Origin of the sequence: Enterobacter mori LMG 25706, from assembly GCF_000211415.1 — a bacterium.
GTDB lineage: Bacteria > Pseudomonadota > Gammaproteobacteria > Enterobacterales > Enterobacteriaceae > Enterobacter > Enterobacter mori.
Window position 1 is genome coordinate 920,466 of sequence record NZ_GL890775.1, and the last position, 19,714, is coordinate 940,179.

A 19,714-nucleotide genomic window follows, 5' to 3' on the forward strand; every position below is an offset into this window, starting at 1 on the left:
TTCACCTGAATGGTTTCAGTGCTGTAACCTATTGTTAATTAAGGGTTATTTTTATAACTTTTACTTAACAATTGGTTAATAATTTGAGGGGGTCACGTTGACTACGCCATTGAAAAAGATAGTGATTGTAGGCGGTGGTGCTGGCGGGCTGGAGCTGGCCACACAGCTGGGAAAAAAGCTGGGTCGCGGCAAAAAAGCCAAAATTACGCTGGTGGATCGCAACCATAGCCACCTGTGGAAACCGCTGCTGCACGAAGTGGCGACCGGTTCGCTGGATGAGGGCGTCGATGCGCTGAGCTATCTGGCGCATGCGCGCAATCACCATTTCCAGTTCCAGCTGGGATCCGTGGTGGATATCAACCGTGAAAGCAAAACCATTACACTGGCCGAACTGCGTGATGAAAAAGGCGAACTGCTGGTTCCTGAACGCAAGCTGGCGTATGACACGCTGGTCATGGCGCCGGGCAGTACCTCTAACGACTTCAACACGCCGGGCGTGAAAGAGCACTGTATCTTCCTCGATAACCCGCACCAGGCGCGTCGTTTCCATCAGGAAATGCTAAACCTGTTCCTGAAGTACACCAGCAATATGGGTGCCAATGGCAAGGTGAACATTGCTATTGTCGGCGGCGGCGCGACGGGCGTTGAGCTGTCTGCAGAGCTGCACAACGCGGTGAAACAGCTGCACAGCTACGGTTATAAAGGGCTGACTAACGAAGCGCTGAACGTGACGCTGGTTGAAGCCGGTGAACGCATTCTGCCTGCGCTGCCGCCACGTATTTCCGGTGCGGCGCACAATGAACTCACCAAACTGGGCGTGCGGGTGCTGACGCAGACCATGGTGACCAGCGCTGCCGAAGGCGGCCTGCATACTAAGGACGGCGAGTATATCAAAGCGGATCTGATGGTCTGGGCGGCGGGTATCAAAGCGCCTGATTTCATGAAAGAGATCGGCGGGCTGGAAACCAACCGCATTAACCAGCTGGTGACAGAGCCGACGCTGCAAACCACGCGCGACCCGGAAATCTTCGCTATTGGAGACTGTGCATCCTGTGCGCGCCCTGAAGGTGGGTTCGTGCCGCCGCGCGCTCAGGCCGCTCACCAGATGGCGAGTCTGGTGCTGCACAACATCCTGGCGCAGTACAAAGGAAAACCGATGAAGGCGTATGTCTATAAAGACCACGGTTCGCTGGTGTCACTGTCTAACTTCTCTACCGTGGGTAGCCTGATGGGTAACCTGATGCGCGGCTCGATGATGGTAGAAGGGCGCATTGCACGCTTCGTGTATATCTCCCTTTACCGTATGCATCAGATTGCACTGCACGGCTACTTCAAAACCGGTCTGATGATGCTGGTCGGCAGAATCAACCGCGTGATCCGCCCTCGACTGAAGCTGCACTGATATTTCTCTCCCTCCGGGCCATCCGGAGGGGGTTTTTAGCATTTCATGCTGTACATCACACTTTGCGTGCTTAAGAGTTCTCTCAAACACGATATCTCTCCCCCAGACGGCCATTTTTTAATCCTTTGTCTTATTGGCGAGGACTGACCCCTGTTGCAAAATAGTTTCCAATAGCAACAAAGGAGGAAGTCCCGTGAATAAATCAATGTTGGCGGGTATAGGGATTGGCGTCGCTGCTGCGCTAGGTGTGGCTGCCGTAGCCGGTCTCAACGTACTTGATCGTGGCCCGCAGTATGCGCAGGTCGTTTCCGCTACCCCGATTAAAGAAACCGTGAAAACCCCTCGTCAGGAGTGCCGTAACGTCTCTGTGACTCACCGTCGTCCGGTGCAGGATGAAAACCGCATTGCCGGTTCAGTTCTCGGTGCCGTAGCCGGCGGCGTGATTGGTCATCAGTTTGGTGGCGGACGAGGCAAAGATGTGGCGACGGTCGTGGGTGCGCTGGGTGGCGGCTATGCCGGTAATCAGGTGCAGGGCGCAATGCAGGACAACGATACGTACACCACCACACAGCAGCGCTGCAAAACCGTTTATGACAAGTCCGAAAAAATGCTGGGCTATGACGTAACCTACAAAATTGGCGACCAGCAGGGCAAAATCCGCATGGATAAAGACCCTGGCACCCAGATCCCTCTGGACAACAATGGTCAGCTGGTACTGAACAACAAAGTGTAAAAAAGATGTTCTCTGAACTTAGCTCCTCATGCGCTCAGGCTGAGGAGCTTTTTTTTTGCCTTAAAGTTTAAGCAGTTCAGGCCACAGACGCAGTGTGGTTTGCGTAATACTCTGCAGTTTTTCAAGCGTAGCCCCTTCACGGGCGCTGATGGACATACCCTGTAAAATACAGCTCAGGTATTGCGCCAGCTCCTGCGGGCGGCAGTGCGCCGGGATTTCACCGCGCTGCTGCCGCTGGGCCAGAAACGTACTTAACGTCTCCTCCTGCATGGCATGGCGTGATTTCACCGTATTGGCAATCTCTTTAGATGAAGCAGCAAGCGTGGCGGAGGTGTTGATCATAAAGCAGCCCGCGGGTGTGTCTTTGCTGGTAAAGCAGGTCGCGACGGCACAGAAATAGTCCTGCAACGCCTGTTCAACGCTTTTCTCTTCGCAAAAAAGCTGTGCTTCGTGTTTTGCCGCAAAGCGCGAGATGTATCTGTCCAGCACTGCCCTGAACAGCCCCTCTTTATTGGTAAATTCCGCATACAGCGTGGGGGCCTTGGCGCCGGTCGCTTCTACCAGATCGGAAAGCGAGGTCGCTTCGTACCCATGCTGCCAGAAGAGTGTCATGGCCTTATCGAGCGCCGCATCCCTGTCGAACACTTTTGGTCGGCCACGGCTTTTCTTTGCGCAACTCGTGACTTCGGTTGTCATTTGCCGTTGGTCCTCAGTTGGTTTGTTGAATGACCATTATAAAAATAAACCTATCCCGCGACCAGCGTAGTTTGCTTAAAAATAAATTAATCATATGGGTATGAAAATTAACGGAAATAAAATTAATTTAACGGTCGTTATAAAAACATGTTGACGTGTGAGCTGGATCACATCTATCATTTACCTATCGATCGTTAAGTAAATAACTTACGACGCCCAATTCATCTGCCTAAAGGTAAAAATCATGAAAAACGTAAAAACCCTGATCGCTGCTGCTGTACTTAGCTCACTCTCTTTCGCAAGCTTCGCCGCTGTAGAAGTACAATCTACTCCTGCTGACCAACAAAAAGTGGGTACCATCTCTGCAAACGCGGGGACAAACCTGGGCTCTCTGGAAGATCAACTGGCGCAGAAAGCGGATGAGATGGGTGCGAAATCATTCCGTATCACCTCAGTGACCGGCCCTAACACCCTGCACGGTACTGCTGTTATCTATAAATAAGCCTGGCTAAACCCTCATTTATGCCACTGCTATAAAAAACGCCCTGCATTTGCAGGGCGTTTTTGTTGGTACTTACATTGACTGCGGAGTGACATTTCCATGTCGCGTGACGTCAATTGGCATTCCTGACCGGGCTTCCATCGCGCGCTCCATCACCACGCTATCGGTGTTCGTATTCGATTTAAAGCTCACCATCGCGGCATTCAGTGGAATGGGCAGCGTCTGCGGATCGTCACCGAGGTGTTTTGATAATGGCTGGTGAATTTCGACCAACCGTACGCCACCGGGCTCTTCCGAGGCCTTAATCGGCGTATTGATAATATTCACTTTTGTGCCTGGCGTGATCACGCTATAGAGCGTCTTGATGTCGTCATCGCGCAGACGAATACACCCGGAGCTGACTCGCATACCGATGCCGAAATCCGCATTCGTTCCATGCAGCAGATAAACCCCACCATATGCCGCGAGGCGGATCGCGTGATGACCCATTGGGTTGTCCGGGCCCGCCGGCACGACGGTGGGCAGATCGATACCCTGAGCTTTATAGCGTGCGCGAATATTTGCCGTGGGTGTCCAGGTTGGGTTAGCACGTTTATCCGACACGGTAGTAACCATGGTTGGCGTCAGTGTGTCCCCGCCCAGCTGGCCGATACCGATTGGATAAACGGTCACTTCTTTTTTACCCGGCGGATAATAGTAAAGTCGAAGCTCGGCAAGGTTAATCACGATCCCCTGTCGTGGTGCATCAGGAAGAATGGTCTGAAGCGGGATGGTCAGCACGCTGCCAGCACGCGGCACGTAAGGATCGACACCGGGGTTGGCCTGCAGCAAGGCCAGGAAGCCGACGTTATATTTTTTGGCAATGGCCTCCAGCGAACCCCCGTTATCTTCAACAACATGAAAACGGTTTTGCCCGACAACGTTGCTGCCAGGGGGGGGAAGGGGCCAGGTGTTTGCGCGTGCAGGCAGCGCAACGGCTACCGTAGCGGCAAGCGCAAGCAGGGTGATCCAGCGAGTTAAACGCGAAGCGGTCATTATCATAATCCCTATAAATGATAAGGTTATTGTTTTATAAAGAGTTAATGATAATTATGGCGAAGAGGTGTGTCGGGAAGATCGGGTGAAGTGCAAAGAGTTTGTAAATTCTCCCCCGTCAGCCAGGCGCTAACGGGGGAGAAGATTACGCGATAGCGTTCTCTTCAAGCTGGCGCATAAAGTTGCGCACCCAGTCCATGCGGGTTTTGCGTTCTGTCAGTTCCTGAGTAAAACGCAGACGCGTCGGGCCGTCCAGGCGGAAGTGCTGCGGCTGTTTTTGCAGCAAACCAATCAACCACATTGGATCGACATGGTTTTTTTCCGCGAACTCAATCACGCCGCCTTTTTCATTCCCTTCGAGCTTACGAATGCCCAGCTTTTGCGCCTGCTGACGAAGCCGCGCAATATCCAGCAGATTTCGCGCGGCATCCGGCAGCAGCCCGAAGCGGTCGATCAGCTCCACCTTAATCTCTTCCAGCTCGTTTTCTTTTTTCGCGCTGGCGATACGTTTGTAGAATGACAGACGGGTATTCACATCAGGAATGAAATCATCCGGCAGCAGGGAAGGCATACGCAATTCCACCTCGGTCTGCTGGCTGGTCAAATCTTCCAGCGACGGCTCGCGTCCGGCCTTCAGCGCATCGACGGCATTTTCCAGCAGTTCCATATAGAGCGAGAAGCCGATGGTCTCCATCGAGCCGCTCTGGTCTTCACCCAGCAGTTCACCGGCACCGCGGATCTCGAGATCGTGTGTCGCCAGCGCAAAGCCTGCGCCAAGGTCTTCCAGTGACGCGATGGCTTCCAGACGCTTTTGCGCGTCGGTGGTCATCGCTTTAGGATGCGGCGTCAGCAGCCAGGCGTAGGCCTGATGATGCGAACGCCCGACGCGACCGCGCAACTGGTGCAGCTGCGCCAGACCAAAGTGATCCGCGCGTTCAATAATGATCGTGTTCGCGGTCGGGATATCAATACCGGTTTCAATGATGGTGGTACACACCAGCACGTTGAAGCGCTGGTGGTGGAAATCATTCATCACCCGCTCCAGCTCGCGCTCGCGCATCTGTCCGTGACCGATAGCGATACGCGCTTCCGGCACCAGCTCCCCCAGCCTGTCCGCCGCTTTTTGAATGTTTTCCACGTCGTTGTAGAGGTAGTACACCTGACCGCCGCGCAGCACTTCACGCAGGATCGCTTCGCGCACCACCAGATTGTCATATTCGCGGACAAAGGTTTTTACCGCCAGACGGCGCGCCGGTGGCGTGGCGATAATCGACAGATCGCGCATGCCGCTCATCGCCATGTTCAGCGTACGCGGGATAGGCGTTGCGGTCAGGGTCAGAATGTCGACGTCGGCGCGCATCGCTTTGATGCGCTCCTTATGGCGCACCCCGAAGCGGTGCTCTTCGTCGACGATCAGCAGCCCCAGATCTTTCCACTTCACGTCGCTTTGTAGCAGCTTGTGGGTGCCGATCAGGATATCGATTTTACCTTCACTTGCCTGTTCAAGAATTTGCGTCTGCTCTTTAGCGCTGCGAAAACGCGACAGCATCTCGATACGCACTGGCCAGTTGGCAAAGCGGTCGCGGAAGTTGTCGAAGTGCTGCTGGGCAAGCAGGGTAGTAGGCACCAGCACCGCCACCTGCTTGTTATTCTCAACGGCCAGGAAAGCGGCGCGCATCGCGACTTCAGTTTTACCGAAGCCCACATCACCGCACACTAAGCGGTCCATCGCCAGCGGCTGGCACATGTCGCTCAGCACCGCGTTAATGGCCTGCGCCTGATCCGGCGTGGTTTCAAACGGGAAACTGTCGCAGAACAGCTGATACTGCTCTTTATCATGCTTAAACGCATAACCTTCTTTGGCCGCGCGCTGGGCATAGATGTCCAGCAGCTCGGCCGCCACGTCGCGCACTTTTTCCGCCGCCTTCTGGCGCGCGCGCGCCCAGGCGTCGCCGCCCAGCTTGTGCAGCGGTGCATTATCTTCGGCACCGCCTGCATAGCGGCTGATCAGGTGCAGGGACGAGACCGGCACATAGAGTTTGGCGTCGTTGGCGTAGGTCAGCATCAGGTATTCGCCTTTGATGCCGCCCGCTTCAAGGGTGGTCATCCCCTGGTAGCGTCCGACGCCGTGCTCGAGGTGAACAATCGGCTGGCCCGGATGCAGTTCGGCCAGGTTACGGATCAGCGTGTCCGGGTTGATGGTGCGACGGCTATCCTGACGGCGGCGCGCCACGCGCTCGCCGAGAAGGTCGCTTTCGCAAATTAGCGCCAGGTTGTTGAGCGCGTCGATAAACCCATGCTCAGCGGCACCGATCATCAGATAGCGGCCCGTTCCGGTGGCATCGTCCAGCCGCAAAATGCGCTTTGGCGCGATCTTGATGCGGCCAAGCAGTTCGCCTAACGCTTCGCGACGACCTTCGCTCTCAACGGAGAACACCACCGGCCCGGTAAAGGATTCCAGGAACTTGCGCAGATTATCCAGCGGGGATTTTTGCTGCGCCTGAACGGAGAGGTCCGGCAGCGTTTGGAACGCCAGGTTGGTATTGGCCGCTTTATCCGCGAGCGAGTCGGTTCTGAGCTGCATGCGCGGCCAGCGCTTCAGTTCGGCGTTGAGCTCGTCGGTGCGCAGCCAAAGCGTTTCCGGCGGCAGCAGCGGACGCATCGGATCCACGCCACGGTTTTCGAAGCGAGCGCGGGTTTCACTTTCAAAGCGGCTGGCGCTGGCCTCGATATCCCCGGTGTTTACAATCAGCGTGTTCGCCGGGAAATAGCTGAACAGCGCGGGTAGCGCCTCGTTGAAGAACAGGGGCTGCCAGTATTCGATCCCGGCAGGCAGCGTGCCTTTGCTGACCTGCTGATAAATGTGCTCGGCATCGCGCTTCACGTCGAACCTCTCGCGCCACTGGCTGCGGAACAGCTCGATAGCGGTTTTGTCCGTCGGGAATTCATGTGCGGGCAGCAGGTTGATGGATTCCACTTCTTCCAGCGTGCGCTGCGTGTCGGCGTCGAACACGCGCAGGCTGTCGATTTCATCATCAAAGAAATCCAGGCGGTACGGCTGGTCGCTGCCCATTGGGTAAAGATCGAGCAGCGCGCCGCGGGTGGCGTATTCCCCATGCTCCATCACCTGATCGACATGGCGATAACCGGCACCGTCAAGCTGCGCGCGCAGGGCATCCCGCGACAGGCGCTGGCCTTTTTTCATCACCAGCGCGTGGCCGTGAAGATAGCTGTGCGGGCAGACGCGCTGCATCAGCGTATTGACCGGCACAATTAACACGCCGCGCTGCATGGTCGGAAGCTGATACAGCGTTGACAGGCGTGAAGAGATGATCTCCTGATGCGGGGAGAAGCTGTCATACGGCAGCGTTTCCCAGTCGGCGAGGCTGGACACCAGGCTATCGGTAAATTGACGGATTTCGTCATGCAGGCGCAGGGCATTTTGCATATCCGGGGCAACCAACACCACCGGGCCGGGATGGCGCTCAGCGATTTCTGCCACCAGCGTGGCGCACGCCGCGCCCGTGAGTTCGCCCAGCTGGCGTTGGTCGCCTGCTTTTACAGGCAAGGTAAAGCGATAGTGTTCAGGCATGGCTATGTCAGAGTCTCTTATGGATATACCAACAGTATTGGGGCATATCACTGATACGCAATGTCTTTATTATCCTCGATCGCTTTGCATTAGCAAATCGTAAGCGTATGGGAGGCAATTCGCCCCCGAAAAGGGGGCGGAGAGGGCATCAACGGGTAGCGGTTGATGGGGAGAGCGTAGCGGGTGGGGAGAAAAAGACATCACCAAAGAGAGAGGTGGAAATCTTGCGTATGCCAAGCCCTACAAGGGTGCAGACCAGCAGGCTGGCGAACGGATAGACCAGAATCAGCGTTAACTCGGCCCACACCGGCCAGTACGCGGCATTCATTTCACCAATCAGGCACAGGCTAAAAGCCTCTATCAAAATGCGATGCGTGGTGTAAATCGCAATGGTATTCGAACCCACCACATTCAGCAGGTTTCCTGGATGGACGGCATAACGTTGCTCAACGCTGTAGAAAAGCTTCATGATCAGTACAATCGACAGCAATGAGAGCGGGAGAGGGACGTTTGCAAACCACAGCACCACGGATACCGCTCCGAACGCGACCAGCACCAGCCAGACGCGACCTATTTCCAGCCCCTTCATCCAGGCCATAAGCTGGGCACCGTACCACGCGCCCAGGCTGTAGTAGATCATATTACGCACGACGCTGTTCATTCCCCACCACGGCAGCGGCAGGAAGTTAATGGCAATGCTCGCCAGCGCCAGCAGGCCCAGAACAGGCAGCTTCCAGCGGCTCAGCAGTTTGCACAGGGTGAAATAGACCACCAGGGCATACAGATACCACAGGCTGGTGCTGGCAGTGAGCATACCCAGAATAAAGCCCGAGACAGAGTCGGCGTAGGCCGCATTCGAGGACGTTGCCAGTTCACGTTCCGGTGCGAGCCAGGCATTGAGGTGGGTCAGCGCCTGCCACTGAAGTATTCCCCATAGCGCCAGCACCCAGACGATGCTCCAGATGCGCTTGTCGAGGCTGGTGCGCCAGTCTACTTCATCAATATATCGGCGGATCAGAAAGCCGGAGATAAAGAAGAACACCGGCATGCGGAAGGGGGCGAGATACAGGTTAAAATAGACCCAGCATTTGGCGAGAAGCCCTGACAGCGGATGCTGCAGCCCGCTGAGATGAGGATAAAAGGTGATGACCGAGTGGTAAATCACCACCAGGCAGATGCACAGCCCCTTTATCTGATTAATCCATAATGCTTTTTGTTTCATCGGTAACCAATACCTGTTTTGCCATAAACGAACGGGCAATTGTTCTAAAACGGCAGCGAGATGTAACGGGTAACTGTCTGTATCGGGACGTTTTTCGGAAAAGGTGGAGGGTGTGCAGAGAAGAAACCGAAAGTACCACCCTGATTTATCTGAGTTTTTCGGAAAAATGATTACCAAAGCTTACGGTTTCAGTCATTTACGCTTAACGGATTCGCTTATATACTCGTGGGTCTGCTATCAGCAAACAGACGGATTTCATGTATCAACCTGTCGCACTCTTCATAGGCTTACGTTACATGCGTGGGCGCGCCGCGGACCGCTTCGGTCGTTTTGTCTCCTGGCTTTCGACTATTGGCATTACGCTTGGCGTGATGGCACTGGTGACGGTGCTTTCCGTCATGAATGGCTTTGAGCGTGAGCTGCAAAACAATATCCTGGGGCTGATGCCGCAGGCCGTTCTCTCCTCAACCAACGGTTCCGTGAACCCGCAACAGCTGCCGGAAAGCGCAGCGAAGTTACAGGGTGTCACGCGCGTTGCGCCATTAACCACCGGCGATGTCGTGTTGCAAAGCGCCCGCAGCGTGGCGGTCGGCGTCATGCTGGGGATTGATCCTGCCCAAAAGGATCCGTTGACGCCGTATCTGGTTAACGTGAAGCAATCCGATCTGCAGCCCGGTAAATACAATGTCATCCTCGGCGAACAGCTTGCCGGACAGCTTGGCGTCAACCGTGGTGACCAGTTGCGCGTGATGGTACCTTCTGCCAGCCAGTTTACGCCGATGGGGCGTCTGCCAAGCCAGCGCCTGTTCAACGTGATAGGTACCTTTGCCGCCAACAGCGAAGTCGACGGCTATCAGATGCTGGTTAACATCCAGGATGCGTCGCGCCTGATGCGCTACCCGGCGGGAAACATTACCGGCTGGCGCCTGTGGCTCGATCAGCCGCTCAAGGTCGATACCCTCAGCCAGCAAACGCTGCCGGAAGGTACCAAATGGCAGGACTGGCGTGACCGTAAAGGCGAACTGTTCCAGGCCGTTCGCATGGAAAAAAACATGATGGGGCTGCTGCTGAGCCTGATCGTCGCTGTGGCGGCATTTAACATCATCACCTCGCTGGGCCTGATGGTGATGGAGAAGCAGGGCGAAGTCGCCATTCTGCAAACCCAGGGGCTCACGCCGCGCCAGATCATGGCGGTCTTTATGGTTCAGGGGGCAAGCGCAGGCATCATCGGCGCGCTGCTCGGTGCCGTGCTGGGTGCGCTGCTCGCCAGCCAACTGAATAACTTAATGCCGATCATCGGCGCGCTGCTTGATGGTGCGGCGCTGCCGGTGGCTATCGAGCCGCTGCAGGTGGTCGGTATTGCGCTGGCCGCGATGGCCATTGCGCTGCTTTCTACGCTTTATCCTTCCTGGCCCGCTGCCGCCACTCAACCCGCTGAGGCTTTACGTTATGAATAAGATCCTGTTGCAATGCGACAACCTGTCCAAACGCTATCAGGAAGGCACTGTGCAGACCGACGTGCTGCACAATGTGAGCTTTAGCGTGGGTGAAGGCGAGATGATGGCGATTGTCGGCAGCTCCGGTTCAGGCAAAAGTACGCTGCTGCATCTGCTGGGCGGGCTGGATACGCCAACTGAAGGTGACGTGATCTTCTCCGGCCAGCCGATGAGCAAGATGTCCTCCGCGGCGAAGGCCGAGCTGCGTAACCGCGAGCTGGGCTTTATCTACCAGTTCCACCACCTGCTGCCGGACTTCACGGCGCTGGAAAACGTGGCAATGCCGCTGCTGATTGGCAAAAAGAAACCGGCAGAAATTAACGCCCGCGCCAGCGACATGCTGAAAGCGGTAGGGCTGGGCCATCGCGGAAACCACCGTCCCTCAGAGCTTTCCGGAGGCGAGCGCCAGCGCGTGGCGATTGCCCGTGCGCTGGTGAACAATCCGCGTCTGGTGCTGGCGGATGAACCTACCGGTAACCTGGATGCGCGCAATGCGGACAGTATTTTCCAGCTTCTGGGCGAGCTGAACGCATCGCAGGGCACCGCGTTTCTGGTGGTGACCCACGATCTGCAGCTGGCAAAACGCATGGGTCGCCAGCTTGAGATGCGCGACGGCCATCTGAACGCGGAACTGACCCTGATGGGAGCAGAGTAATGGCGTCACCGTTATCGCTACTCATCGGTTTACGTTTTAGTCGTGGTCGCCGTCGCGGCGGCATGGTGTCGCTCATCTCCGTGATCTCCACCGTGGGTATCGCGCTCGGTGTGGCGGCATTGATCCTGGGCTTAAGTGCCATGAACGGCTTTGAGCGCGAGCTAAACAACCGCATTCTTGCGGTGGTGCCGCACGGGGAGATCGAGCCGGTTAACCAGCCGTGGACGAACTGGAGCGACGCGCTCACAAAAGTCGAAAACGTGCCGGGCATTGCCGCGGCCGCGCCCTACATCAACTTTACCGGGCTGGTGGAGAGCGGGGTAAACCTGCGCGCCATTCAGGTGAAAGGTGTCAACCCCGCCCAGGAGGAGCGTCTCAGCGCGCTGCCGCAATTTGTGCAGAACGGCGCGTGGGCCAACTTTAAGGCTGGCGAGCAGCAGATCATCATGGGCAAAGGTGTTGCCGATGCTCTGAAGGTGAAGCAGGGTGACTGGGTATCGATCATGATCCCGAACGCCAGCGCCGACCACAAACTGCAGCAGCCTAAGCGCGTGCGCCTGCACGTTGCCGGCATTCTTCAGCTGAGCGGGCAGCTCGATCACAGCTTCGCCATGGTGCCGATGGAAGACGCGCGCCAGTATCTCGACATGGGCGACAGCGTGACGGGCATTGCCATTAAGGTGAACGACGTCTTTAACGCCAACAAACTTGTGCGTGATGCGGGCAGCGTGACCAATAACTATGTCTACATCAAAAGCTGGATCGGCACTTACGGGTATATGTACCGTGATATCCAGATGATCCGCGCCATTATGTATCTGGCGATGGTGCTGGTGATTGGTGTAGCGTGCTTTAATATCGTCTCGACGCTGGTGATGGCGGTCAAGGATAAGAGCGGAGACATCGCCGTGCTTCGTACCCTCGGGGCGAAAGACGGCCTTATTCGCGCCATCTTCGTCTGGTACGGTTTACTGGCGGGCCTGTTCGGCAGCCTGTGCGGCGTGGTGATCGGCGTGGTGGTTTCCCTGCAGCTGACGCCGATTATCAACGGCATTGAAAAGCTGATTGGCCACCAGTTCCTGTCGGGTGATATCTATTTTATTGACTTCCTGCCGTCTGAACTGCACTGGCTGGATGTTTTTTATGTGCTGGTTACAGCACTTTTACTGAGTCTGCTGGCAAGCTGGTATCCGGCGCGTCGCGCAAGCCGAATTGATCCGGCGAGGGTACTAAGTGGCCAGTAATTTCGTCATGGTTTAGCGGTCTTTAGGCCGCTGGATCAAGCAGAGGAATGCATCATGTATTACGGATTTGATATTGGCGGCACCAAGATTGCGCTCGGCGTGTTTGATAAAGACCTCAAACTGCAGTGGGAAACCCGCGTTCCCACGCCGCGCGAAAGCTACGACGAATTTTTAACCGCCATTGCCGCACTGGTGGCGCAAGCCGATGAACGCTTTGGCGTGAAAGGCAGCGTCGGCATCGGCATTCCGGGCATGCCCGAAACCGACGATGGCACGCTGTATGCCGCCAACGTGCCTGCCGCCAGCGGCAAACCGCTGCGCGCCGATCTCTCTGCCCTCCTTGAACGCGATGTGCGTTTAGATAACGATGCCAACTGTTTTGCCCTCTCCGAAGCCTGGGATGATGAGTTCCGTCAGTACCCACTGGTGATGGGGCTGATCCTCGGTACCGGCGTCGGCGGGGGAATTGTGATCAACGGTAAGCCGATTACCGGGCGCAGCTACATCACCGGCGAGTTTGGTCACATCCGTCTGCCGGTGGACGCGCTGGAGGTCGTTGGGCGTGATTTTCCGCTCACCCGCTGCGGCTGCGGCCAGCACGGCTGTATTGAGAACACTCTCTCCGGCCGCGGGTTTGCATGGCTTTACGAACACTTCTATCATCAGAAACTTGAAGCCCCCCAAATTATTACCCCGTGGGAGCAAGGGGATGCGCAGGCGCGTGAGCACGTCGAGCGCTATCTTGATCTGCTGGCGGTGTGTCTGGGAAATATTCTCACCATCGTCGACCCGGATCTGCTGGTGATTGGGGGAGGGCTATCAAACTTTACTGCGATTACGGAACAGCTGTCCGGGCGTTTGCCCCGACATTTATTGCCGGTCGCCCGCGTGCCGCGTATTGAACGCGCGCGACACGGGGACGCGGGAGGCATGCGCGGAGCCGCATTCCTTCATCTCACCGATTAGTCTACGAGGTTTCTATGCTGTCGCGTCGCCAGGGTCGACTCAGCCGTTTTCGCAAAAACAAACGCCGCTTGCGTGAGCGCTTGCGCCAGCGGATCTTTTTCAGAGACAGAATGATGCCAGAAGCGATGGATAAACCCAGAGTGGTGGTGCTGACCGGCGCGGGGATCTCCGCCGAGTCAGGAATTCGAACCTTCCGCGCGGCGGACGGGCTGTGGGAAGAGCACCGTGTCGAGGACGTGGCGACGCCGGAAGGTTTCGCCCGCGATCCGGACCTGGTGCAGGCGTTTTATAACGCCCGCCGTCGTCAGCTTCAGCAGCCTGAGATTGCGCCGAATGCGGCGCATCTTGCGCTGGCTAAGCTGGAAGAGGCGCTGGGGGATCGTTTTCTGCTGGTGACGCAGAATATCGATAACCTGCATGAGCGTGCGGGTAACAAGAATATCATTCACATGCACGGCGAGCTGCTCAAGGTTCGCTGCGCCTGGAGCGGTCAGGTGCTGGACTGGAAAGAGGACGTGCTGCCGGAAGACAAATGCCATTGCTGTCAGTTTCCTGCGCGTTTACGCCCGCACGTGGTGTGGTTCGGCGAAATGCCGCTGGGCATGGATGAGATCTACAGCGCGCTGGCGATGGCGGACGTGTTCATTGCCATCGGCACGTCCGGGCACGTCTATCCGGCGGCGGGATTTGTTCACGAGGCTAAACTCCAGGGCGCGCATACGGTAGAGCTTAATCTGGAGCCGAGTCAGGTGGGTAGTGAGTTTGAAGAAAAACACTATGGTCTGGCAAGTGAAGTGGTGCCAGCTTTTGTGGATAAACTCCTGAAGGGGCTGTAGTTGTGACGGGCGACATCGCGTCGCCCGTCATATCTCAACGACCTGCTTTTAACTTCTGATAATACTCTTCATAAAGACGGCTCGCGTCCCCCACGTCGTTCTGCCATTCGCCTTTGCTGACGGTATCAGCATCAGGGTACAGCGATTTATCATTCGCGACTTCAGGGCTTAACAGCTTGCGTGCAGCCAGATTTGGCGTCGGGTAGCCAATGGTTTCAGCCACCTGTTTCGCCACGTCGGGGCGCAGCAGGAAGTTAATCAGCTTCAGCGCGCCGTCCACGTTTTTCGCGTTGGCCGGAATCGCCAGACTATCCATCCAGAAGATCCCGCCTTCTTTCGGCCAGACGACCTCCAGCGGCGTACCGGCCTGGCGGGCAACATACGCGGAGCCGTTCCACACCATCCCCAGATTCACTTCGCCTTCCATATACGGGTTTGCCGGGTTATCAGAGTTGAATGCCGCCACGTTAGGCATCAGCTTTTTCAGCTCGTTGTAGGCCGCTTCGATCTCTTTCGGATCGGTGGTGTTACCGGAATAGCCGAGTTTACGCAGCGCTATCTGGAACACCTCACGCGCATCGTCGGTTAATAGCAGGCTACCTTTGTATTCCGGTTTCCACAGATCGGCCCAGCCTGTAACCGTTTTCGGATCGATGGCATCGCTGTTCACGCCAATCGCTGTCGCACCCCAGATGTAAGGAATGGAGTAGTCGTTATTGGGATCGAACGGTTTGTTAAGCATCTCCGGATCGAGGTTTGAAAAATGGGTTAGCTTCGTTTTATCGATCTTCTGGATCATGCCCTCTTTGCGCATTTTGTCGACAAAGTAGGTGGAAGGCACGACCAGATCGTACGCACCGTCTTTGTAGGTTTTCAGCTTGGCGTACATGGTTTCATTCGACTCATAGGTCGAGTAGATAACCTTGATGCCCGTCTCTTTGGTGAACTGTTCCAGTAGTCCTGGCGGCACATATTCGGTCCAGTTGTAGAAGTAGAGCGTTTTGCTGTCATCAGCGTGCGCGGCACCCATGCCAAGCACCAGCGCCGCAGCGGCGAGCATTTTTTTCATTTCATTGTCCCCTGAGATTTTGTTTTATCACGAGCAATAACCTGGCTGGCAATCACCAGAACCAGCGACAACACCAGCAGAATGGTCGCCAGCGCGTTCACCTCAGGTGAGACGCCGACTTTCACCATTGAATAGATCTTCAACGGCAGAATTTCATAGCTCGGCCCGGTCACGAAGGAGGAGACCACCACGTCATCCATCGACAGAGTAAAGCTGAGCAGCCATCCGGCCGCCACGGCAGGCATTGCCAGCGGCAGGATGATTTTACGCAGGATGGTCATCTCGCTGGCGCCCAGATCTTTCGCCGCCTCCAGCATACGCACGTCGAACCCTTTAAGACGCGCAAAGACGGTCACCACCACAAACGGCAGGCAGAAGGTGATATGCGAGAACAGCAGCGACCAGAAGCCAAGCTGTACGCCCAGCAGCATAAACAGCACCAGCAGCGAAATGGCCATGACGATATCCGGTGACATCATCACTACAAACAGCATGCCGCTGACGAACGGTTTGCCGCGAAAGCGGTAGCGGTACAGCGCGACGGCGGTGAGGGAGCCAATCAGCGTCGCGAAGGTGGCGGAGACGATCGCCATCGTCCGCGAGTGCTGAGCGGCCTGCAGCAGGCTGTCGTTGTTCATCAGCAGGCTGTACCAGTTGGTGGTAAAGCCCTGCCAGTTAATCCCGAACCGCGAGCTGTTGAATGAGTTCACGATCAAAATAACGATCGGGATATAGAGCCAGGCATAAATGGCGGTCATGAAACCGCCGCGAAGCAGTCGACCGATCATTCGAGCTCCACCTTTTTATTCAGCAGGCGCGAGGCGCGCCAGTAGACCAGCAGCATCAGGCCCATCACCACCGTCAGCGTAATGCTGGTGGCCGAGCCGAACGGCCAGTCGCGGATGTTCAGGAACTGGCTCTTAATCACGTTACCAATCAGCAGGTTTTTCGCACCGCCCATCAGGTCCGACACATAGAACAAGCCCATCGCCGGGAGCATTACCAGCAGACAGCCTGCAATAATACCGGGCATCGTCAGCGGAATAATGATGCGGATAAACGTCTGCAGCTTACTGGCACCCAGATCTCTTGCCGCTTCCAGCAGCGGTTTATCCAGCTTCTCAATGCTGGAGTAGAGCGGCATTACCATAAACGGCAGCAGGATATAAACCAGGCCGACAATCACCGCGCTCGGCGTAAACATAATACGGATCGGCGTATCAATCACCCCCAGCCACAGCAGAAATTCATTGAGATAGCCTTTAGTGCTCAGGAAGATTTTCAGCCCGTAGATGCGGATTAACGAGTTGGTCCAGAAGGGAACAATCAGTAAAAACAGCAGCAGGGGACGCACCTTTTGCGGCAGGCCCGAGAGGAACCATGCGAAAGGATACCCCAGCACCAGACAGGCGAGGGTGGCAATCAACGCCATATTGAGCGAGTGCAGCAGCACGTCAAAATAGAGCGGATCGAGCAGGCGCGCGTAGTTGTCCAGCGTAAAGACCAGCGAAACGAAGTTAGCGTCGTCGCGGGTCAGGAAGCTGGTAGCAACGATCATCAGGTTGGGTAAAAAGACAAACAGCACAAGCCAACCGACGATCGTGGCGATGACCACATTCTGGAATTTACTTGTGTTCTTCATCAGCCAGCACAACCTCCCAGCTTTCTACCCAGTTGATAACCATTTTCTGGTCGAGAGAGTGGTCGAAGTCAGGGTCATCCTCGTTAAAGAACTCGCTGACCATCACCATCTTGCCGTTTTCCAGCTCAACAACGGACTCCAGCGTCATCCCTTTGTAGTTGCGCTCGCGGATATAGCCGATTAACCCTTCGGCCTCGGTATTGCCATGAATTTCCTCGACGCGCAGATCTTCCGGACGCAGCAGGACGTTAAGCTTTTGTCCCTTTTCAACGGGGAAATTCACCGCGATAGTGCACTCACGGCCTTCAACGCTGGCTCGCACACGCTGGTCGTCCAGGCGTTCAATCACAGTGGCATCGAAGATATTGATCTCACCGATGAAGCTGGCGACAAACAGATTCTTCGGCTCTTCGTAGATTTCGCGCGGCGTGCCGTCCTGCTCGATTTTTCCGTCACGCATCACCACGATGCGGTCGGACATGGTCAGGGCTTCTTCCTGGTCGTGGGTCACAAAAACAAAGGTAATGCCCAGCTTACGCTGTAAGGCTTTCAATTCGTTCTGCATCTGCTTGCGCAGCTTGTAATCCAGCGCGGAGAGGGATTCATCCAGCAGGAGCAGACGCGGCTTGTTGACCACGGCGCGAGCGATGGCCACACGCTGCTGCTGGCCGCCGGAAAGCTGATGGGGTTTACGCTGGGCAAACTCTTCCAGTTGCACCATCCGCAGGGCTTCGGTAACGCGCGGTGGGATCTCGGCGGCAGGTGTTTTTTGCATCCGCAGACCAAACGCGACGTTCTCAAACACGGTCATGTGCGGGAACAGGGCGTAGCTCTGAAAGACGGTATTGACGTGTCTGTCTTCTGCGGGAACCTGGGTAATATCCTGGTTCTCAAGATGGATATGGCCGTTATCAACGCTTTCCAGCCCGGCGATAAGGCGCAGTACGGTGGTTTTGCCGCAGCCAGAGGGGCCAAGCAGCGTCAGAAACTCACCGTCGTTGATGGTGAGAGTGAGGTCGGAAATAACGTCTTTACCATCAAAGTTTTTACGAATTCGTTCCAGTTGCACCAGCGGTGAACGTGAACGGGATTGTGTATTCAATTTTTGCGCTGTCCCATATAGACGCCTCAGGCAGCAGACCGAAGCGGGGTTTGTGTGTAACCACCTTGGTGACTCGTAATGAGGGCGGACATTCTACGGCAATCCCCTGCAATCGCCAATCCTTGTCACTGATTCATAAGCTACATTTATAAACACTGCATGACATAAACGAAAAAAGTTCTCGTTTGCGGGATAAAAGTGACCTGACGCAATATTTGCGTTTTGATGCTTATTGATAATGTTGTCACAAAAAGTGAGGGTGACTGCATGGATAAATTACTTGAGCGTTTTTTACAGTACGTTTCGCTGGATACCCAATCTAAACCGGGTGTTCGCCAGGTGCCGAGCACCGAAGGCCAGTGGAAGTTATTAAACCTGCTTAAAGAGCAGCTTGACGCCATGGGGCTGGTCAACGTCACGTTAAGCGAGAAAGGCACTGTGATGGGAACGCTGCCTGCGAATGTCGACGGGGATATCCCGGCGATTGGCTTTATCTCCCATGTCGACACCTCTCCGGATTTTAGCGGTAAACATGTGAACCCGCAGATTGTTGAAAACTACCGCGGCGGCGATATCGCGCTGGGTATTGGCGATGAAGTGCTCTCGCCGGTGATGTTCCCGGTTTTGCATCAGCTGCTGGGCCAGACGCTGATCACCACTGACGGCAAAACGCTGCTGGGTGCGGATGACAAGGCGGGCATTGCGGAGATCATGACGGCGCTGGCGGTGCTGAAAGGCAAAAATATCCCGCACGGTGATATCCGCGTGGCCTTTACGCCGGATGAAGAGGTGGGCAAGGGCGCAAAACATTTCGACGTCGAGGCCTTCAATGCGAAGTGGGCCTATACCGTTGACGGCGGCGGTGTCGGTGAACTCGAGTATGAGAACTTCAACGCTGCGTCGGTGACGATCAAGATTGTGGGGAACAACGTTCACCCAGGCTCCGCGAAAGGTGTGATGGTAAATGCGCTGTCGCTGGCGTCGCGTATTCATGCTGAGGTTCCGGCGGAAGAGAGCCCTGAAATGACGGAAGGGTATGAAGGTTTCTATCACCTGACCAGCATCAAAGGCACCGTGGACAGCGCGCAGATGCACTACATCGTTCGCGATTTCGACCGCAAGGCCTTTGAGGCGCGCAAGCGTAAGATGATGGAGATCGCCAAGAAGGTGGGGAAAGGGTTACACCCTGATTGCTATATTGAGCTGATCATAGAAGACAGCTATTACAATATGCGTGAGAAGGTGATGGAGCATCCTCATATTCTCGACATCGCTCAGCAGGCCATGCGCGACTGTGACATTGAACCGCAGCTGAAGCCGATTCGCGGTGGTACTGATGGCTCGCAATTGTCGTTTATGGGATTACCTTGCCCGAACCTGTTTACCGGCGGGTATAACTACCACGGCAAGCATGAGTTTGTGACGCTGGAAGGAATGGAAAAAGCGGTGAAGGTGATTGTGCGGATAGCTGAACTGACGGCAAAACGCTGAGAAAACGCCCGGTGGCGCTTCGCTTACCGGG

The 19,714-nt window shown here is 55.7% G+C and carries 17 protein-coding genes; 9 read left to right on the top strand and 8 right to left on the bottom strand.

Features of this window, described 5'->3' with window-relative positions; all coding sequences use genetic code 11:
• Positions 1-97: 97 nt before the first annotated feature.
• Both ENTMO_RS0109440 and ENTMO_RS0109445 read left to right on the top strand, forming a co-directional pair.
• Positions 98-1,402, top strand: coding sequence for an NAD(P)/FAD-dependent oxidoreductase (locus ENTMO_RS0109440; RefSeq protein ID WP_010429739.1), 1,305 nt, complete (start codon positions 98-100; stop codon positions 1,400-1,402).
• A 193-nt stretch (positions 1,403-1,595) separates the two neighbouring features.
• Positions 1,596-2,135: a glycine zipper 2TM domain-containing protein gene (locus ENTMO_RS0109445; RefSeq protein ID WP_029485037.1), complete on the top strand. Its 540-nt coding sequence runs from the start codon at positions 1,596-1,598 to the stop codon at positions 2,133-2,135.
• 60 nt (positions 2,136-2,195) lie between these two features.
• On the opposite strand, the gene comR is transcribed toward ENTMO_RS0109445, so the two are convergent.
• Positions 2,196-2,831 (bottom strand): TetR family copper-responsive transcriptional repressor ComR, encoded by a 636-nt coding sequence (comR, locus tag ENTMO_RS0109450; protein ID WP_010429744.1) that lies wholly within the window; start codon positions 2,829-2,831, stop codon positions 2,196-2,198.
• Between the two features lie 244 nt (positions 2,832-3,075).
• Here comR and bhsA point away from each other — a divergent pair, with 244 nt between their 5' ends.
• Positions 3,076-3,333 carry a multiple stress resistance protein BhsA gene (bhsA, locus tag ENTMO_RS0109455; protein WP_006174713.1) on the top strand — a complete coding sequence of 86 codons (258 nt, stop codon included), beginning with the start codon at positions 3,076-3,078 and terminating at the stop codon, positions 3,331-3,333.
• A 72-nt stretch (positions 3,334-3,405) separates the two neighbouring features.
• Here the strand turns inward: bhsA and ldtC are convergent, their stop codons facing one another.
• From ldtC to ENTMO_RS0109470, 3 genes are all read right to left on the bottom strand, one after another.
• Positions 3,406-4,371 carry a L,D-transpeptidase LdtC gene (ldtC, locus tag ENTMO_RS0109460; RefSeq protein WP_029485038.1) on the bottom strand — a complete coding sequence of 322 codons (966 nt, stop codon included), beginning with the start codon at positions 4,369-4,371 and terminating at the stop codon, positions 3,406-3,408.
• 142 nt (positions 4,372-4,513) lie between these two features.
• Complete coding sequence (mfd, locus tag ENTMO_RS0109465; RefSeq protein WP_010429754.1) at positions 4,514-7,960, bottom strand: transcription-repair coupling factor; 3,447 nt, start codon at positions 7,958-7,960, stop codon at positions 4,514-4,516.
• A gap of 148 nt (positions 7,961-8,108) precedes the next feature.
• Entirely contained in the window at positions 8,109-9,182 is a 1,074-nt protein-coding gene (locus tag ENTMO_RS0109470; RefSeq protein WP_010429758.1) for an acyltransferase family protein, read from the bottom strand.
• Between the two features lie 257 nt (positions 9,183-9,439).
• On the opposite strand from ENTMO_RS0109470, the gene lolC reads away from it, so the two are divergent.
• Genes lolC through cobB form a run of 5 tightly spaced genes read left to right on the top strand, consistent with a single transcriptional unit; the run spans position 9,440 to position 14,379 of the window.
• Entirely contained in the window at positions 9,440-10,639 is a 1,200-nt protein-coding gene (lolC, locus tag ENTMO_RS0109475; protein ID WP_010429761.1) for a lipoprotein-releasing ABC transporter permease subunit LolC, read from the top strand.
• On the top strand, positions 10,632-11,333 hold the full coding sequence (gene lolD / locus ENTMO_RS0109480; protein WP_010429765.1) for a lipoprotein-releasing ABC transporter ATP-binding protein LolD: 702 nt from the start codon (positions 10,632-10,634) through the stop codon (positions 11,331-11,333). Before lolC ends, lolD begins: the two co-directional genes overlap by 8 nt.
• A complete protein-coding gene (gene lolE, locus ENTMO_RS0109485) occupies positions 11,333-12,577 on the top strand; it encodes a lipoprotein-releasing ABC transporter permease subunit LolE (protein WP_010429770.1) in 1,245 nt (414 codons plus the stop codon). The genes lolD and lolE overlap by 1 nt, the downstream gene beginning before the upstream one ends.
• 54 nt (positions 12,578-12,631) lie before the next feature.
• A complete protein-coding gene (gene nagK, locus ENTMO_RS0109490) occupies positions 12,632-13,543 on the top strand; it encodes an N-acetylglucosamine kinase (protein WP_010429773.1) in 912 nt (303 codons plus the stop codon).
• A 14-nt stretch (positions 13,544-13,557) separates the two neighbouring features.
• A complete protein-coding gene (gene cobB, locus ENTMO_RS0109495; RefSeq protein WP_010429776.1) occupies positions 13,558-14,379 on the top strand; it encodes a Sir2 family NAD+-dependent deacetylase in 822 nt (273 codons plus the stop codon).
• A 34-nt stretch (positions 14,380-14,413) separates the two neighbouring features.
• On the opposite strand, the gene potD is transcribed toward cobB, so the two are convergent.
• From potD to potA, 4 genes are read right to left on the bottom strand one after another with little or no spacing between them, the layout of a single operon-like run.
• Entirely contained in the window at positions 14,414-15,448 is a 1,035-nt protein-coding gene (potD, locus tag ENTMO_RS0109500) for a spermidine/putrescine ABC transporter substrate-binding protein PotD (protein WP_010429779.1), read from the bottom strand.
• Positions 15,445-16,236, bottom strand: coding sequence for a spermidine/putrescine ABC transporter permease PotC (gene potC, locus ENTMO_RS0109505; RefSeq protein ID WP_010429781.1), 792 nt, complete (start codon positions 16,234-16,236; stop codon positions 15,445-15,447). Before potC ends, potD begins: the two co-directional genes overlap by 4 nt.
• Positions 16,233-17,090, bottom strand: a complete 858-nt coding sequence (gene potB, locus ENTMO_RS0109510) for a spermidine/putrescine ABC transporter permease PotB (protein WP_010429784.1) — start codon at positions 17,088-17,090, stop codon at positions 16,233-16,235. The genes potC and potB overlap by 4 nt, the downstream gene beginning before the upstream one ends.
• On the bottom strand, positions 17,074-18,222 hold the full coding sequence (gene potA, locus ENTMO_RS0109515; RefSeq protein ID WP_182403477.1) for a spermidine/putrescine ABC transporter ATP-binding protein PotA: 1,149 nt from the start codon (positions 18,220-18,222) through the stop codon (positions 17,074-17,076). The genes potB and potA overlap by 17 nt, the downstream gene beginning before the upstream one ends.
• 237 nt (positions 18,223-18,459) lie before the next feature.
• On the opposite strand from potA, the gene pepT reads away from it, so the two are divergent.
• The gene (gene pepT, locus ENTMO_RS0109520) at positions 18,460-19,683 is read left to right on the top strand and encodes a peptidase T (protein WP_010429790.1); all 1,224 of its coding nucleotides are present in this window, start codon (positions 18,460-18,462) and stop codon (positions 19,681-19,683) included.
• The last annotated feature ends 31 nt before the right edge of the window (positions 19,684-19,714 follow it).

Coding starts and splice junctions, on each gene's coding strand:
- mfd (WP_010429754.1), bottom strand. CDS start 7,960: ATGCCTGAACACTATCGCTTTACCTTGCCTGTAAAAGCAGGCGACCAA.
- lolC (WP_010429761.1), top strand. CDS start 9,440: ATGTATCAACCTGTCGCACTCTTCATAGGCTTACGTTACATGCGTGGG.
- potC (WP_010429781.1), bottom strand. CDS start 16,236: ATGATCGGTCGACTGCTTCGCGGCGGTTTCATGACCGCCATTTATGCC.
- cobB (WP_010429776.1), top strand. CDS start 13,558: ATGCTGTCGCGTCGCCAGGGTCGACTCAGCCGTTTTCGCAAAAACAAA.
- lolE (WP_010429770.1), top strand. CDS start 11,333: ATGGCGTCACCGTTATCGCTACTCATCGGTTTACGTTTTAGTCGTGGT.
- potD (WP_010429779.1), bottom strand. CDS start 15,448: ATGAAAAAAATGCTCGCCGCTGCGGCGCTGGTGCTTGGCATGGGTGCC.
- bhsA (WP_006174713.1), top strand. CDS start 3,076: ATGAAAAACGTAAAAACCCTGATCGCTGCTGCTGTACTTAGCTCACTC.
- nagK (WP_010429773.1), top strand. CDS start 12,632: ATGTATTACGGATTTGATATTGGCGGCACCAAGATTGCGCTCGGCGTG.
- ENTMO_RS0109470 (WP_010429758.1), bottom strand. CDS start 9,182: ATGAAACAAAAAGCATTATGGATTAATCAGATAAAGGGGCTGTGCATC.
- comR (WP_010429744.1), bottom strand. CDS start 2,831: ATGACAACCGAAGTCACGAGTTGCGCAAAGAAAAGCCGTGGCCGACCA.
- pepT (WP_010429790.1), top strand. CDS start 18,460: ATGGATAAATTACTTGAGCGTTTTTTACAGTACGTTTCGCTGGATACC.
- potB (WP_010429784.1), bottom strand. CDS start 17,090: ATGAAGAACACAAGTAAATTCCAGAATGTGGTCATCGCCACGATCGTC.
- lolD (WP_010429765.1), top strand. CDS start 10,632: ATGAATAAGATCCTGTTGCAATGCGACAACCTGTCCAAACGCTATCAG.